General features: G+C 49.3%; 13 protein-coding genes. 7 read left to right on the top strand and 6 right to left on the bottom strand.

The genetic code is table 11. The features are described from left to right. The first annotated feature begins 158 nt into the window (after positions 1-158). The 3 genes from ACN4EK_RS04115 (at position 159) to ACN4EK_RS04105 (ending at position 2,337) form a co-directional block, all read left to right on the top strand. Positions 159-353, top strand: a complete 195-nt coding sequence (locus ACN4EK_RS04115) for a hypothetical protein (RefSeq protein ID WP_431656216.1) — start codon at positions 159-161, stop codon at positions 351-353. 272 nt (positions 354-625) lie between these two features. Then, positions 626-1,642, top strand: a complete 1,017-nt coding sequence (gene mutM / locus ACN4EK_RS04110) for a DNA-formamidopyrimidine glycosylase (RefSeq protein ID WP_431656215.1) — start codon at positions 626-628, stop codon at positions 1,640-1,642. An 8-nt stretch (positions 1,643-1,650) separates the two neighbouring features. Then, positions 1,651-2,337: a tetratricopeptide repeat protein gene (locus ACN4EK_RS04105; protein ID WP_431656214.1), complete on the top strand. Its 687-nt coding sequence runs from the start codon at positions 1,651-1,653 to the stop codon at positions 2,335-2,337. A 284-nt stretch (positions 2,338-2,621) separates the two neighbouring features. Here ACN4EK_RS04105 and ACN4EK_RS04100 read toward each other — a convergent pair whose 3' ends face one another. Beyond that, complete coding sequence (locus ACN4EK_RS04100) at positions 2,622-2,921, bottom strand: hypothetical protein (RefSeq protein ID WP_431656213.1); 300 nt, start codon at positions 2,919-2,921, stop codon at positions 2,622-2,624. A 120-nt stretch (positions 2,922-3,041) separates the two neighbouring features. Here ACN4EK_RS04100 and trpS point away from each other — a divergent pair, with 120 nt between their 5' ends. Both trpS and ACN4EK_RS04090 read left to right on the top strand, forming a co-directional pair. Then, on the top strand, positions 3,042-4,052 hold the full coding sequence (gene trpS, locus ACN4EK_RS04095) for a tryptophan--tRNA ligase (RefSeq protein WP_431656212.1): 1,011 nt from the start codon (positions 3,042-3,044) through the stop codon (positions 4,050-4,052). A gap of 162 nt (positions 4,053-4,214) precedes the next feature. Further along, complete coding sequence (locus ACN4EK_RS04090) at positions 4,215-5,177, top strand: methylenetetrahydrofolate reductase (protein WP_431656211.1); 963 nt, start codon at positions 4,215-4,217, stop codon at positions 5,175-5,177. A gap of 8 nt (positions 5,178-5,185) precedes the next feature. On the opposite strand, the gene ACN4EK_RS04085 is transcribed toward ACN4EK_RS04090, so the two are convergent. Further along, positions 5,186-5,713 carry a DUF2721 domain-containing protein gene (locus ACN4EK_RS04085; protein WP_431656210.1) on the bottom strand — a complete coding sequence of 176 codons (528 nt, stop codon included), beginning with the start codon at positions 5,711-5,713 and terminating at the stop codon, positions 5,186-5,188. A gap of 138 nt (positions 5,714-5,851) precedes the next feature. On the opposite strand from ACN4EK_RS04085, the gene ACN4EK_RS04080 reads away from it, so the two are divergent. Beyond that, on the top strand, positions 5,852-7,510 hold the full coding sequence (locus ACN4EK_RS04080; RefSeq protein WP_431656209.1) for a YcjF family protein: 1,659 nt from the start codon (positions 5,852-5,854) through the stop codon (positions 7,508-7,510). Positions 7,511-7,527: 17 nt separating this feature from the next. On the opposite strand, the gene ACN4EK_RS04075 is transcribed toward ACN4EK_RS04080, so the two are convergent. Continuing rightward, the gene (locus tag ACN4EK_RS04075) at positions 7,528-8,973 is read right to left on the bottom strand and encodes an aminotransferase-like domain-containing protein (RefSeq protein WP_431656208.1); all 1,446 of its coding nucleotides are present in this window, start codon (positions 8,971-8,973) and stop codon (positions 7,528-7,530) included. A 171-nt stretch (positions 8,974-9,144) separates the two neighbouring features. On the opposite strand from ACN4EK_RS04075, the gene ACN4EK_RS04070 reads away from it, so the two are divergent. Continuing rightward, positions 9,145-9,426: a hypothetical protein gene (locus ACN4EK_RS04070; protein ID WP_431656207.1), complete on the top strand. Its 282-nt coding sequence runs from the start codon at positions 9,145-9,147 to the stop codon at positions 9,424-9,426. A 46-nt stretch (positions 9,427-9,472) separates the two neighbouring features. On the opposite strand, the gene ACN4EK_RS04065 is transcribed toward ACN4EK_RS04070, so the two are convergent. The 3 genes from ACN4EK_RS04065 to ACN4EK_RS04055 form a co-directional block, all read right to left on the bottom strand. After that, positions 9,473-10,039 (bottom strand): P-loop NTPase family protein, encoded by a 567-nt coding sequence (locus tag ACN4EK_RS04065; RefSeq protein WP_431656206.1) that lies wholly within the window; start codon positions 10,037-10,039, stop codon positions 9,473-9,475. Between the two features lie 199 nt (positions 10,040-10,238). Next, on the bottom strand, positions 10,239-11,579 hold the full coding sequence (locus ACN4EK_RS04060; protein ID WP_431656205.1) for an EcsC family protein: 1,341 nt from the start codon (positions 11,577-11,579) through the stop codon (positions 10,239-10,241). A 192-nt stretch (positions 11,580-11,771) separates the two neighbouring features. Further along, positions 11,772-15,632 (bottom strand): two-partner secretion domain-containing protein, encoded by a 3,861-nt coding sequence (locus tag ACN4EK_RS04055; RefSeq protein ID WP_431656204.1) that lies wholly within the window; start codon positions 15,630-15,632, stop codon positions 11,772-11,774. Positions 15,633-15,639 lie beyond the last annotated feature (7 nt).

Below are 15,639 nucleotides of genomic sequence, written 5' to 3'. Positions count from 1 at the left end.
TACGAAAGGTGATCAAAGGCTAAATTTCCTCTATCTTTAGGAATCTGGCTGAGGCTAGATGTGGCAATGATTTAATCTCAGTATCTTGTAAACATAGCCACTGAAGGTAACTTGAGCGGCAAGTAAAAACAGATTCGATATGTGATGAGGTGACAACAATGTCTGATATTGAAAACAAGCAAGCTTATCCTAGATCCGGTTCTGATGACGGCAATACCCCGATCGATGAATCCCAACGCAAAACGGGTAGCAATGTCGCTCCCGATCGGGCTGAAGGTGGTGCTAAACCGGAATCCGGCGAAGGTAGTGATGTTGTAGCAGGTTCGCCCAACCAGGGTACTGAAAGCCGCTAGGTCAAGAGCTTCGCTGAAAATATTTTGAGCAATTGGCAGCACCTCAAAGTGTTTTCTGATCTATGTTCTTTACCTGTCGATTTAACATTGGCAGGTAACTCATTTAAACCCATTAAGTTAAACCTAAACTATAGTTAACCCACCGAATTATCAGCGGTCTTGTTTAACAAGTATCTCTGATAGTTCGGTTATGTTTATGGATAGGTCGAGGGACAACAACGCTAGACTGAAATTAGATTGACCAACATTTCAGTTTAACGTTCTAACGACCTGTGCCTGAACTGCCCGAAGTTGAAACCGTCCGGCGGGGACTAAACCGCAACACCCTACACCAGCCGATTCAGGGGGGAGATGTGCTACTGGAACGCACGATCGCCTACCCATCTACTATTTCTGAATTTCTTAATGGACTCCAGGGAACCACGATCGCGACCTGGCATCGACGCGGCAAGTATTTGCTAGCGGAATTGGTGAGGGGTAAGGGAGATAAGGGAGATAAGGGAGATAGGGGAGATAAGGGAGATAGGGGAGATAAGGGAGATAGGGGAGATAGGGGAGATAGGGGAGATAAGGAAGGCAAGAGAGGGACGATAAAGCTTGCTACTACCTCACCTTCCCCATCCTCCTTATCTTCCCCATCCTCCTCATCTTCCCCACCTGCTGCTGGCTACCTGGGTGTCCACCTCCGCATGACTGGACAACTGCTCTGGTTGCCGCCGACAGAACCGCTCCAGAAGCACACCCGCGTTCGCTTGTTTATGGGCGATCGCGAGTTACGGTTTGTCGATCAACGGACGTTTGGGCAAATGTGGTGGGTGCCGCCCGGTCAACCGCCGGAACAGGTAATCACTGGCTTACAAGCCTTGGGCCCAGAACCATTTTCCGATCAGTTTTCCGTGGCTTACCTGATCGCGCAGTTGCTCGATCGGCGGCGACCGATCAAAAATGCTTTATTAGATCAAGCGTTGGTTGCTGGAGTGGGCAATATTTATGCCGATGAGGCGCTGTTTCTGAGTAGCATTCATCCCACAACGCTATGTAGTAGTTTGCAGCGATCGCAGATTGAGCGACTCCGGAGTAATATTATTCGGGTGCTGGAAGCCAGTATCGAAGCGGGGGGGACAACCATCAGCACTTTTCGGGATCTGGCGGGGGTGAATGGGAATTATGGTGGCGTTGCCTGGGTCTATGGGCGGGATGGGGATGATTGTCGCCAGTGTGGTACGGTAATTCAACGGTTAAAACTGGCAGGACGATCGGCACACTTTTGTCCCACCTGTCAGCTCTAGAGGTAGTCATGATTCGGGAGTTCATGCGAGGAGCGATCGTTAGTGTCCTGCTAGGAATCAACTGGCTGATGGCACAACCCACCTTTGCCCAATCGGCTAGTGAGTATCGGCAACTGGGGTTGACCTATCGGAATCAGGAACGCTACGACGACGCGATCGCGGCTTTACAGAAAGCAGTGGCATTAGAGCCAGAGTCCCAGTCGGGTAGGGTGCTTCTGGGGTGGACGCAGCATAAAGCCGGACAGAATCCCCAAGCTGCCGAAACGTTACTGCAAGGGTTTTATCGGGATCTGTTCGATGTGCCGACCTTGAATGCGTTAGGGATTGTCTATTTAGTGAGTGACCAATTGCCGAACGCGATCGCCGCGCATACCTGGGCAGCTACCCTCAAACCGGATAATGAAATTGCTTACTATAACTTGAGTCTGGCGTTTGAGCGCATCGGTCAGTATGACTGGGCGATCGCGGCAGCTAAGGAAGCGGCGAAATTAGAACCGAGTAATCCCCATCCTCCGGTGGCTGAGGCGATCGCCCATTGGGGTAATCAAGACACTACCCTGGCACAGCAAACTTACCAGCAAGCGATCGAGCTTGATCCACGATATGCCGATGCCGCTTTTTTGGACTATTTAAATGAGGCTGGCTTTAGCGCTGAACAAATTCAAACCTCGAAACGGGTGCTGGCAAGCCGTTAGTCGGCTCAAATCTGTTTAAGGTTATAAGCTCAACGCCCCCTAAATCCCCCAATTTTGGGGGACTTTGAGAGCCTGCCGCTCCTGTAATAGGAACCTACCGTGTACACAAGTCAAGCCGGACTTCGTTGAAGCTTTTAGCCCCCTAAATCCCCCAATTCTGGGGGACTTTGAATTATCTGGTTCCCCCCAAAATTGGGGGGCTAGGGGGCAAAATGCAGGATCTTGAGGTGGTGGAGATGTGTGTACACCGTAGGTAATACGGGCTGAATGAAAAGATTCTGGACTTATTGCTCCTGGACTAACCGCAGATAGTTTTGATGTAACTGCAAGTGATCTTGGGTAATTCGTTCCGACATTTCCTTCTCTACATCGCTAATTTGCTCCCAGAAGGCAGCGGAACGGCGGGCGGTTAACACTTCCTTCCACAAGAGTTTTAGTAGTTCAAAAGCGGGGGAATCATCCGCTACACTAGCTAAAAGCTCGGTAAATCCCTGATTGGCGGCGGCATGGGTGCGGGGATCTTGAGCCAGAGCAAAACAGGCTTGCAGTTGTTCGATTTGGTTCGGTGTGAGAGAGTCGCTCATAATGAATTACGCAGATTTCGCGGGTTTTCTGGTCAAGCGGGTACGATAACTGTTACATTTCTTAATTGATTATAGCGAAGCGATCGCGGACGTATCATCCACCACTCGGACTAACACGGTATGGCAAAGCAACGGGTTCTTTCTGGCGTTCAACCCACGGGGAATTTGCACCTGGGGAATTACCTGGGCGCGATCCGCAATTGGGTCGAACATCAGAACCAGTACGACAATTTTTTCTGTGTGGTTGATCTCCATGCCATTACCGTTCCCCACAATCCCACTACCCTGTCGGCAGATACCTACGCGATCGCGGCTCTGTATCTTGCCTGTGGCATTGACCTGCAATATTCCACAATTTTCGTGCAGTCCCATGTGTCGGCACACAGCGAACTCACCTGGCTGTTGAACTGCATCACACCACTGAATTGGTTGCAAGACATGATCCAGTTCAAAGAAAAAGCGGTGAAGCAAGGGCAGAATGTCGGCGTGGGATTACTGGATTACCCGGTACTGATGGCAGCGGATATTTTGCTTTACGATGCCGATAAAGTCCCCGTGGGTGAGGATCAGAAGCAACACATTGAATTGACCCGCGATATCGTCGATCGTCTGAATCACCTGTTTGGCAAACCCGATCAGCCTGTTCTCAAGTCTCCCGCTCCGTTAATTCGGACGGATGGGGCGCGGGTAATGAGTTTGACCGATGGCACGAAAAAAATGTCGAAATCCGATCCCTCGGATCTGAGCCGGATTAATCTGCTCGATGCGCCAGAAACCATTCAGACCAAGATCAAGAAATGCAAAACCGATCCAGTCCGGGGACTGACCTTTGGCGATCCCGAACGGCCGGAGTGTAATAATCTGCTAACGCTTTATCTCTTGATGTCTGGTAAGTCGAAGGAAGAAGTCGCTGCCGAATGTGCCGATATGGGTTGGGGACAATTTAAGCCGTTACTGACGGAAACGACGATCGCCCACCTGAAACCGATTCAGGACAAGTATCACGAGATTATGAACGAACAGGGCTATTTAGAGTCAGTGCTGAAAGAGGGGCGAGAGAAAGCCAGCGCGATCGCCAACGAAACCCTCCGCAAAGTCAAGGTAGCATTAGGATACTCCTTGCCAAGTTAGCCAGACTTGATCCTGATTTAAGATGTACGCTGGAAGGAAGGATTTTCAGGACGATCGATCAACTCTTTAAGATCAGTTGAAATTCTGGTAAGCGTTTTAAGGTAAAATTTCGCCTACCGCTTGATCCTGATTATTCTGTAACTGTTCCATCCCTAATTCGCAATGCCTGACAGTTTAAATGCCAATTTCCGTCTTCCACCCAGGGTTCCTTCCTTCCGGGAAGCCGTACAGGCAGGCGATTTCCTCCTGACTGCTGAAGTTGCCCCACCCAAAGGCTGTGACCCAACCCACATGCTGCAAATGGCGCAATTGCTGAAGGGGCGGGTACATGGCGTGAATATTACGGATGGCAGTCGAGCGGTGTTACGGATGTCGTCGTTAGCGGCTTCAGTGATTCTGTTACAACATGGCATTGAGCCAGTTTGTCAGGTGGCGTGCCGCGATCGCAATGCGATCGGATTACAAGCCGATTTGATGGGAGCGCAAGCCTTAGGCATCCGGAATGTGCTGGCGCTAACGGGTGATCCGGTGAAGGCGGGAGATCATCCTACTGCCCGTCCCGTGTTTGAACTAGAGTCAGTGCGGTTGCTGAATCTGATTGGCAAGCTGAATGGTGGCTTGGACTTCAATGACAAAGCTCTGCCCGATGGTGCTACGGATCTATTTGTCGGTGCGGCGGTTGACCCCCAATCCGGGAGTTGGTCAGGCTTACAGAAACGGTTTGAGCGGAAAGTGGCAGCGGGGGCCCGGTTTTTCCAGAGTCAGCTAATTTCGGATTTCGATCGCCTGGAAAAATTCATGACCCAAATTGCGGCGGGCTGCGATCGTCCGATTCTGGCAGGGATTTTTCTCCTCAAGTCCGCGAAGAATGCCCAGTTTATTAATCGCTGTGTGCCGGGGGTACAGATTCCCGATCACATTATCGATCGCTTAGCGCAGGCGAAAGATCCGCTTTATGAAGGCATGGTGATTGCGGCGGAGCAGGTGAGATTAGCTCGCCAACTGTGTCAGGGCGTACACTTAATGGCCGTGAAGCGGGAAGATTTGATTCCACAGATTCTTGATCTAGCGGGGATTGAACCCTTAGCCAAGCCAGAATTGCATCCAGAATCCGTGGTTGTGTAGGGCTGAAATTAGCGAACGGAAGAATTTTCCTGCCGCTGAAATGCTGGCTCAAAGGCTTGGCAGGCGTTTAGAGTGGCGTTGATCTCGCGGCAAATGATCCGGTGAGAAACCCGGATTTCCTGGGAGGTAAATACCACCGCGATTAACAGCAGGGCAACGCCCACCAGAAAGAGCAGCAACGCCCCCGATGAGAACCAGGTCGAATTGAGCGTGATCGAAGCGGCGATCGTAAACATCGTGAACAGAAAAATTACGATCGCAGTGTAAGCTGCCTGGACGGCCTGTTGCAGCAAATTATGGCGACGGCTGAGAATGGGCATCTGGATATCGATTTTCTGTAATTGTTTGAGTCCAGCTTCCTGCTTATAACCTTGGGCTTGCAGAAGTTCCAGGCGATCGCGAGCCATCCCGTGTAATGAGTCAGCCACTCCGGTGTAGCGTCCTAGTAAGCCATTCAAGAAGATCACACAGACAGTAATCAATACCGCAGGCGCAATAATGGTTTGAATAATTTCAGCCGCAACTTTGGCAGACATAGAAGATTTCAGGTGAACCTACTTTATTAGCTTAAGGCGGAGTTGAGAAAAAAGCGGAGCCACGGCTGAAGCGAGAATAAGTTTATGCCAGGGAATTAGAATGAAAGGCAGAAACCGCACAGAAGTTAAATTCAACCCATGCCCCTGTCGCGTCTGCTCACGTTAATCATTGGTCTGATCGTCATCTTTGGCATGATGGTCTGGTTGATTGATTCCCTGGCTCGGTTGTACTGGCAACTGGCGTACTACCCCTTGTTGTCCCAGGCGTTGCTGCTGCTGTTGATTGTGTTAATTGGGGTATTAATCGCAGCGCTAGTCTATTACTTATTTATCGTGCCGTCCCAGAGCCAGAAAAAACGGCGGAAGCGAGTCCCCAAAATTCCGGTCGCGAAGACAGAAGCGGCAGAAGAAACCCTAAAAGCAGTCCGCAAACAGGTTTCCCAAATTCAGGATGAGGTAGCGCGGCAGGAGTTATTAAGTCGATCGCGGGCGATCGAGCAAAACCTGGCGCGGGGTGAACTTCAGGTAGTGGTGTTTGGCACAGGTTCCGCCGGAAAAACCTCGATCGTCAATGCCTTGATTGGGCGAGTCGTGGGCAGAGTTGGGGCACCCATGGGTACAACGGAGGTGGGGGAAACCTATTTGCTCAAACTCAAAGGGGTGAATCGGGACATTCTGATCATTGATACACCGGGGATTCTGGAAGCGGGAGTGGCTGGAACGGAACGGGAACAACTCGCCCGACGATTGGCGACTGAAGCGGATCTGCTTTTATTTGTGTTAGACAACGATTTGCGCAAATCGGAATATGACCCGTTACGCACCCTGGCAGAAATTGGCAAGCGATCGCTGATTATCCTCAACAAAGCTGATTTATATACCGAAGAAGATAAAAAAACGATTCTGGCACAGTTACGAGAACGAGTCCGGGGCTTAGTCGCTGCCGCTGATGTGATTGCCGTCGAAGCGAATCCGCAGGCGGTGCGGTTAGAAACAGGAGAAATATTTCGACCTGACCCGGATATTATGCCGTTAATCCAACGACTGGTAGCCGTGTTACGGGCGGAAGGCGAGGATTTAATTGCCGATAACATTTTGCTGCAATCGCAACAATTGGGCGATCGGGCGCGACGATTGATTGATGCCCAACGCAAACGCGATGCCAACAAAATTGTCGAGCGGTTTCAGTGGATTGGTGCCGGGGTAGTGGCGGTGACACCATTACCCGTGATTGACATGCTGGGAACCGCAGCTGTGAATGCTCAAATGGTGGTAGAGATTGGGCGGGTGTATGGCTGTGAGATCAACATGGATCGAGGGCGAGATTTAGCCTTATCACTAGCAAAAACTTTAACGGGATTAGGGGTGGTAAAAGGGGCTGTCACCATGCTGACCACTGCCTTACAACTGAGTATTGGGGGAATTATCGTGGGTCGGGCGGTTCAAGCCGTCACTGCCGCTTACTTAACTCGAATTGCCGGAAAGAGCTTTATTGAATACTTCCGGCATGATCAGGATTGGGGTGATGGCGGCATTACCGAAGTAGTGCAGCGCCAGTTTCAACTGAATCGCAAAGATGAGTTTGTGAAATCGTTTGTGCAAGATGCCATTACCCGCGTCGTCAAACCACTACAACTGGAACTACCGATTCCCCAATTAGAAGCCGATGACGACTATGAAGAAGAGTATGAACTAGAGGAAGTAGTCGAACGAAACGTGATGATTCCCCTGCAAGCTAGATTAGAGTCGGAAGTGGATGATTGGGAGTTGCAATCATCAGACGATTGGGATGATTGAGGTTTAACGGCATCCCTCTAACTGTACGCCTTGAGTCGTTCCCCCAAGATTTTGATTCCCCATTGAATCGCTTCCGTCGGTCGGCAAAAACTCAGACGCATGGAGGCATAGCCCTGACGATCGGGGAAATAACTGCTGCCCGGTACGACTAATACCCCCTGTTCGCGTACTTCCTGACAAATTCGTTGTAATGGTAGGGCTTCGGGCAGTTGCACCCAGAGGAAAATGCCCCCATTGGGAACTGTCCAGGTTGCTTCAGAAGGAAAATACTGCTCCATTGCTTCTAACATAACGTTGCGGCTTTGCAAATGCCACGATCGTAATTGCTGCAACCGATGACGATAATGTCCTGATGCCAGATATTCCTGCACGATCGCTTGTGATGGTGTGGGAGTATGCAAATCATCAAGAATCTTTTGTTCCAATATGGGTTGATAATGTTGTCCTGTGACGACGATGTAACCGATTCTTAAACCGGGCATCAAGGTTTTAGAAAATGTGCCCAGATAGAGCACACTATCTTGTTGATCGATCGCTTTAATCGGAGCAGGTACAGGTGCAAAATTTAGACCTTCATAAGCATTGTCTTCTAACACGGGGCAATTATAGGCTTGAGCGAGGGCTAGCAGTTGTTGCCGATGAGTCTGAGAAGTAGTAATTCCGGTTGGATTATGTAAGGTACTAATCGTGTAGAGGAGTTTGGGACGATGACTCTTGAGATATTGTTCTAATAGTTCTAAATTCATCCCCTCGGGTGTCATCGGAATCCCAATAATTTTGGCTCCCATTCGTTCCAGTACCGTTAACGTGCCGTACCAGGTCGGACTTTCGACAATTACCCAATCTCCCGGTTTGATCAGATAGCGCAAGGTTAACGCGATGCCCTGCATTGAGCCACTGGTAATGATCAGATCATCGGCTGACACCACTAACCCCCGTTGCACCAGGAGTTGAGCAATTTGTTGGCGTAATCCTGCCTGTCCCTGGGGAAAGTCGTAATTGGATAGACGATCGACCACCTGATTCATAGCCCGACGAGCCAGACGTTGTAAGTCATCTAAACCAAAGAGTTGCGGAAAGCCCATACTAAAGTCCACCATGTCAGTTTGGCGATAGACTTTGAGCGATTCGATGTAAGAATCACAAAAGGAATGAATAGTGGACTGAGCAATAATTACCTTCTGATCTGGGGCAAAGGTAGCAGGCTGGGGTAGTGTAGTGGCAGAACTGCGATTGACAAAATATCCCGCTCCCAAACGGGCATGAATTAAGCCTTCTGCTTCTAACGTGCTATAGGCTTCAATCACCGTCAGTTTATTTACCTGCGTTTCTTTAGCCATTTGCCGCACCGATGGTAAACGATCGCCCGGTTGTAGCGCTCCAGAGACAATCAAGCGCTTGACGCGATCGCGAATTTGCAGGTAGATCGGTTGCGTGATTTGGCGGTCTAGGGGAATTTTCATATTCCGCACTATACGCAATTCTGAGGAGAATGTCCTGGTACGGTTGGGTGAATTTTAACTAGACCAGTTTTGGAAATGACTGGCTGTACTAGCAAAAGTCAGCCAATTTGTACCTCCTCAATCGGGTAGGGAAATGACAAGGTAAAGGAGTTGTTGCCATCAAGATGACTCATGATGAAACCTCAACCATTGTCAAACTCTAATTCGACTTCTAACCCGAACCCTGCGACACAGCCGAAACAGTTTTCCCGGACACCAGGCTATTTGCTGAAACAGGTTTGGCAACGATTTATGCGAATCTTGGCAAATGACGAATTCCAGGTCTGGCATCGGGTCGATCGCCAGGGACAAATTATCTCATGGCATGTCTATGATGCTAAAACTGGTCATACCACTCAACTCGCTTCTGAGATGGAAGTCCGCCTGTGGCTAGAACAACATCTTTATCGATGAATTAGCATCATCGATCGTCCGTCAGGCTGAATTCTTTGAAGTTTGGTCAATGGGCGATTGTGGTTGTGGCTGTGGCTCGATCGTTGATTTCCGCCAGTTCGAGTTCAATCTCTTGGTAGAACTCTTGCACCTGCTTAAGTGACTGAAGATGATAGACTCGCTTGCTTTCCTTAGCCTTATTCACATACTCTCGGTACTTGGGAGACAGCTTCTTATGGCACAGCCAGACCGTATAGTAACTGTTTAGCGTCCCCTTCAAGAGCGGACTATGCTGAGGCCAGTTTACGGGTGGAACTAGCCAACCCTTCAGAAATCGCTTCGTAACCCACCAATAATGCTTGAGAACTGGCAGATCTACATAAACTAAGGTATCTGCAACCTCCAGGCGTTCCCATACAGTATCTAATGATCCAAACCCATCAATGATCCACTGATCTTGCTGGAGCAGTTGATCGTGCGCCGCTTTATATTCTGCGTGAGGAACTTCGTCACCGCCAGGTTTATATTTCAACAGGTCTAAAGCCACGATCGGTAAACCTGTCATTTCTGCTAAACGATTGCTGAGAGTAGACTTGCCACCTCCAGCATTACCAAATACAGCAATTCTATTCATAAGCAGATCCTTGATCAAGGTTGCTCTTAACTACTCTCTAGGAATGCACCGTTACGGTTTAACTGACATCCATTCATGACAGCTCTTCATGATCTGATGTATATTCCCAATTTGGAGTAACCTTGCAGGTACGTTCGGATCATCTACCCTATCAAAAATTTCTCAACCGATCTGAACGGAGCAGTTAGCTATCTCTCACTTACAACAAGTTGCCTGCAACCATTTGTTTAATATTCTCCAGATCAATATTAAACTTGCTGGAAATAGCTTCTAACACCGCCGTCTCGGCGGGCGATCGCTCCTGATCAATCTGTGAAATTCGGTAGCATAGCGCCAAGAGTGGCACAGCATAATCGCGGTTAAGCTGGTCTAGAAATTCATGCAAGGGTTTGGGCGATTTGAGATTCGCCGCGATCGCCTCCAATGACGCTGGGCTTAATTGTAAAGCGGCTAAATTGGGGAGGATCTGCTCCCAGTCCTGGTTGGGATAACTCGCCACAATCATGTGAACCATAATCTGATCCATCACGGTCTGTTGGGCGATCGCTACTTCCAAATACTGATCACTTTCCTGAGTCAGTGCCTCCAGCGTTTCAGCTGTCGGAATCGAGGTGGATTCTTGCTGTTTAGCTTCATAAAACCGACAGGCAGCATAGCCCAACGCATAGGTCAGGGTGGCATTCGTGCTGGCACCAATAATCACCCCTGCCATCGGCACATTTCTCATCAAGCCTAACCCAGCCTTAAGCGCTCGACCACCGCCCAGCGCTAACCCAAAAATCGCCAGAACTTCTCCTTTACGGGCAGGGTCTTTTAAGTCCAATCCATAGGCAGCAGCAATTTGATAGACCATTTCTGCCTGGAGGGAGGTCGTTGCCGCCAAATCGACAGCCAGCAGAGCCAGGGCCGCTCCGGGAACAAGGCTAGTGACCAACCCAGTCCCACCGGCAAAGGCAGCTTTTTGCACCATCAGTCTATGGGCAATTTGGCTCGGTGAGTCATTGGGATACTTTTGTTGCAGTTCTCGAACATCGGCTTCTGCCCGATTTAAATCCACCCGATCGGCCACTCCAACCAGCCAGTCCAGTTTGAGAACGCCCGATAAGCGACGAACCAGCCAATTATTACCGATAAAATTAACCGCGTGTCCGGCTCCTTGAGTGGTCTGCTCCACCCACTGGTAAGTTTGCTTTGCCGTATTCTCACCCACCCACTTGGCAATTTCAATCGCGGTTTTCCCCGTATGAGAGACACTATTCTCAACCACCCCACCAAAAGCAAACGCTGTATGCAAAGCCGCTTTACCAGTACGGGAAGCTGTGCTGCCGATCGCCTCACCTACCTCACCTAAGCCAGCCCCCAGTCCCACTAGGGAATTGAAGACATTCGGCTTCTGTACGGATGAACTCTGCTGAGGCACACTGGTGGCATCTTCATCAACTGTCTCGCCAGAGGGTATCGAACTTTTATCCGAGCTTGTGATTGGAGTTAAATTCTCTGGTGTTTGATGTTCCAGCGCTGGGTCGTGTTCGTTGTTCATACGTCTCTACGGGGCCAATCCACTCTAACAACTGAGTACCGACATCGCATGTAGTTCTTGAGCCTACAATTAGACTGTATCGCGGTTGCTTAATAATCACCTCAACCCCAAGTCAGGCGTTCTTCCAGCTAACTATCTGTCTTTGAGAGGATTTGGTAACGGCAGCGTTGGAGCCAGGTAAAAAAGTAATGCTTATGGCTGATCGAGGCAGTTCACTGGATTTTGCCCCCCCGTATGGGGTAGAGCGTTAGTCGCCTGAATGACTAAATAAATTGAACCATCCTGGTTCGTCACCCAACCTCGGGCTTCCACAATTTGGGGAGATTGAGCCGATATTGCTACTGGCGTTGTTATTTGTTCGGCAGGGAACTGAATAGCACGATCGCCAGAGTTTTCCGGCGTAACCCAATCAACAGCAACAGTCCAATCCTGTAACGGCTCCTCGGGGTTAGACGGAATGCCACCGCGTCCAGTTTGGGTAAATGAACTTGATCGATTGCTGTCACCAGAACACCTGGCTTGAATCTGAGTCGTGGGATCAACCACATCTACCGGGAGCGCCACTAAGCCTTGACTGGGATCGAGGCTCAACAAGTTCAGTGTTACTGTGCCATTGATGCCAAATTGAGAACTCGCTGTAATGTCGCTGTTAGGGGTTAATTGCGGCTGAAATCGTAGTCCAAAAATGCCATTGGCTGTGATATTAATGTTACCGCCTTTGCCGGTGAAAGCATTGGCAGTGATGTCACTATTTTCCGGTAATACCGCAATGATAAACGGAGATGCAATGGTAATGTTGCCACCATTGCCACCTGCTTTTGCCGTTCCGGCAGTGGTAGAAATTTGGCTCTGTCGTCGTAGAAATAGGATATTGGGCGATCTCACAGTAATATTGCCGCCATCCCCAGAGCTACTGCTAGCGGTAATTGCCGCCTTGCGATCGAGGTGAATTGAATCAGCCGTTACCACAATATTGCCAGCCGGAGCGGTTGTCGATCGGCTATTGACAGTAATCCAAGCCTGGTTTTGAACTGTCAGATCATCTGCCTGGAGATTAATTGTCCCACTTTGCCCAGAGGCGATCGAACCTGCCGAAATGAACGAGCGATCGCGAATCAGTAAGCGACCTGCATCAATATTGACATCACCGCCGCGTCCACTCCCGATCGTAGTGTCAGAGTCGATGTTACTGTTATTAGCAACTTCTAGGAAATCAGATGCTCGAATCGCGATCGTGCCGCCGTTACCAGAACTGCCTGTCGTGCCGGAAGAAACTGCACTTTTATTCAGGCTGAGTTGGGGGGAGACGATCTTAATACTGCTGCCTGCACCTACGCCCAATGTACCGCTGGAAATTAAACTATTGGCTAAATTAGTAGATTCTTTAGCTTGAATGGTAATTGCTCCAGCATTACCTGAGTTAAAGGTGTCTGTGTTAATCTCACTATTCGTTAACGTTAATCGAGTTGTGTTCAAGCTTAAGTTGCCACCATTATCTGATCCGAAAGTAAGGCTAGAGATCAATCCGTTATCTAAATTGATCGTCTTCGTGGCATTGATAGTTAAGTTGGCTGGTTGACCCAAAAATGTATTCAGACTAATTAAACTATTACCTTGAAGATTAAAGTGAGTAGTATCGATCGCAACTGTACCGCCCTGTCCTTGAGTTGCTACAACTGATAGATAACTTTCACCAAACACATTGACCGAATCAGAGGCATTGAGGGTCAAATTACCTGCTCTACCTAAACCAAATCCATCGGTTTTTAGAGTTGTATGATTTCCCACGAGCAATTGTTTAGTAGTCAATGACAAATCACCAGCCTGTCCACCAAATGATGCTGTAGAGAGGGAACTGCGATCGAGTAGTGTAGCATTCTCAGTCGCCTGAATCGTCAGATTGCCTGAAGTAAAGGCTTCTGTGGAGAGTTTAGCTCTATCCTGAACCGTCAGATTTTGCGTTATCAGCGCCAGATTGCCACCTTGACCGATTACCGCTCCCGTCGCCAGTTTTGCCTGATCTTGAACCGTGAGAGAGGTAGAGCGGATAGTGAGATTGCCACCATTGCCCAAGCCTATCGATCGCGTGAATAAACCACTGAAAGAACCCTCTGGCGATCGACCAGTAATCAGCGTTTCAGTTGCATCAACCTGGATATTTCCGGCATTGCCGTCAACCAAAGCACTCGCAGCGATCGATCCGCCATTTTGGACGAGTAATTGCCCTGTCTTCAGTTGGATATCTCCAGCATTGCCTGAACTAGCGCTAGAGGTGAAAATGCCACTAAGGAACTCACCTGTTGGCGATGGAGTGAACCCGCTAACTTCCACTAGAATCGGGGCATTGATGACGATCGTTCCCCCTGAACCCGGTTCAAAGGTCGGCGCACCGATCGCCGCTCCATCGCGAACTCGTAAGATCGGTGTAGTCACAGTAATGTTGCCAGCATTGCCTGAGCTACCGGGCAGAATACTCCCAGCATTCAATCCAGTAGCACTTAAATTGCCAAATAAATCAGTGCCAATTCCGCTTAAGTCAACGGCTTCTGATGCGGTGACGGTCAAATTGCCACCATTACCGTTAAAAAAGGAACCGACTTTTAACAGTGAGCCATTGGTTAAAACCAGCGATCGGGCATTGACAGTTAAATTACCACTATTGCCCTCAGACGGTGCTGTATCAACTTGTGCTCCATCCAGTAACGAGATGGTTCCGCCTGCGCTTAACGCGGCATTACCGCCATACGTCCAAAGGTAGGCATTACTGTTCGTTAACGTGAGGTTTCTGCCTGCCTGTAATTGAATGTTGCCAGTTCCCGTTGCCTGAATGGAAGTATTCACGGTGATGTCATTACCGGCGATAGCCGTCAGACCCACACCAGGATTAAATATGAAGATATCGGCATTAAACGTAATATTATTGGTTGCTTGCAAAATTACGTTTGTAGCGGCAAAGTCGATCGTACCATTGTTGATCGCGTTGTTAGTGCCAGGATCAGTGAATTGATCATTTTCTGCTAATTGGGCGGGTACATCCAGAAAATCATCCACGATCGTGATGTTTTCTGGGTCAAGTAAGAGCGTTCCCGTTTGACCATTCGGCGCTAAGGTATTTACAAATCCTTGGAACTGTAATTGTGCGCCACTCACCTCCACCAAGCCACCATTCCCAGTTTGACTTTGGGCACTAATCGTTCCAGCAAATCTAGTATCACCCTTTGCCCAGACGATTACCTTGCCCCCATTGCCTTGATTGGGAGCATCCGCCTGAATCGTGACATTCGCACCCACGATCGTTTGCATGGCTTGCGGAATCATGCCCTGTCCTTGATAGTCTCCACCGATTAAAACCGTTCCGCCTCCCGTAGGACTAGAGACATCGATATAGGCTGGCTCCAGCACATGAATGACATTGCCCAATACTTGTACTGTGCCACCAGGAGCGATCAGGCTACCTGTATTTGTCACCCGATCGCCGTATAACGTAATCTGTTGTCCGGTGGGCACGACTAAATCCCCGGCTTGCTCAATCTGCCCGATCGGAGTGCCATACTGCAATCCCATGGGTATATTCATCGTGAGCAGTGGCGGAGCCTGGGGATTGGTTGCACTAAACTCGCGACCATCGGGAAAAATGAAGCGATCGGCGGTACTGGCAGAGAATGAGCCAGCAAGATTTAAGCGGGCGTTTCTGCCAAACACAATGCCGTTAGGGTTGATAAGAAACAGATTTGCTGTGCCATTTGCCTTTAACAGCCCATCAATATTAGAGATAGAATTTCCCGTTACCCGCGTCAAAATATTCTGAATCGCGGCTCCATTGTTAAACCAGGCAGAACCTCCCGTTGGGATGGAAAACTCGCGGAAACTATGGAATAAGTTAGTGCCGCGAATCGTGCCGCCGACAATTACACACTGCACACAACCAGGGGCAACACGGGAGTTTTCTGGGAGCGTCGTATCGGGAACAATTTGGGCTTGGGCGGGATGAAGCGTTGCCAAGCTAACCAGTAGGCTGCCAAGAAGCGAGCAGCTAGAACCAGTAGGTTTCATCGCTAAT

The organism is Pantanalinema rosaneae CENA516, assembly GCF_050753385.1.
GTDB lineage: Bacteria > Cyanobacteriota > Cyanobacteriia > Leptolyngbyales > Leptolyngbyaceae > Pantanalinema > Pantanalinema rosaneae.
The sequence above is the reverse complement of the archived record's forward strand: the minus strand, read 5'-3'. Positions and strand labels throughout refer to the sequence as shown.

Coding starts and splice junctions, on each gene's coding strand:
- ACN4EK_RS04115 (WP_431656216.1), top strand. CDS start 159: ATGTCTGATATTGAAAACAAGCAAGCTTATCCTAGATCCGGTTCTGAT.
- ACN4EK_RS04105 (WP_431656214.1), top strand. CDS start 1,651: ATGATTCGGGAGTTCATGCGAGGAGCGATCGTTAGTGTCCTGCTAGGA.
- ACN4EK_RS04100 (WP_431656213.1), bottom strand. CDS start 2,921: ATGAGCGACTCTCTCACACCGAACCAAATCGAACAACTGCAAGCCTGT.
- trpS (WP_431656212.1), top strand. CDS start 3,042: ATGGCAAAGCAACGGGTTCTTTCTGGCGTTCAACCCACGGGGAATTTG.
- ACN4EK_RS04090 (WP_431656211.1), top strand. CDS start 4,215: ATGCCTGACAGTTTAAATGCCAATTTCCGTCTTCCACCCAGGGTTCCT.
- ACN4EK_RS04085 (WP_431656210.1), bottom strand. CDS start 5,713: ATGTCTGCCAAAGTTGCGGCTGAAATTATTCAAACCATTATTGCGCCT.
- ACN4EK_RS04080 (WP_431656209.1), top strand. CDS start 5,852: ATGCCCCTGTCGCGTCTGCTCACGTTAATCATTGGTCTGATCGTCATC.
- ACN4EK_RS04075 (WP_431656208.1), bottom strand. CDS start 8,973: ATGAAAATTCCCCTAGACCGCCAAATCACGCAACCGATCTACCTGCAA.
- ACN4EK_RS04070 (WP_431656207.1), top strand. CDS start 9,145: ATGATGAAACCTCAACCATTGTCAAACTCTAATTCGACTTCTAACCCG.
- ACN4EK_RS04065 (WP_431656206.1), bottom strand. CDS start 10,039: ATGAATAGAATTGCTGTATTTGGTAATGCTGGAGGTGGCAAGTCTACT.
- ACN4EK_RS04060 (WP_431656205.1), bottom strand. CDS start 11,579: ATGAACAACGAACACGACCCAGCGCTGGAACATCAAACACCAGAGAAT.
- ACN4EK_RS04055 (WP_431656204.1), bottom strand. CDS start 15,632: ATGAAACCTACTGGTTCTAGCTGCTCGCTTCTTGGCAGCCTACTGGTT.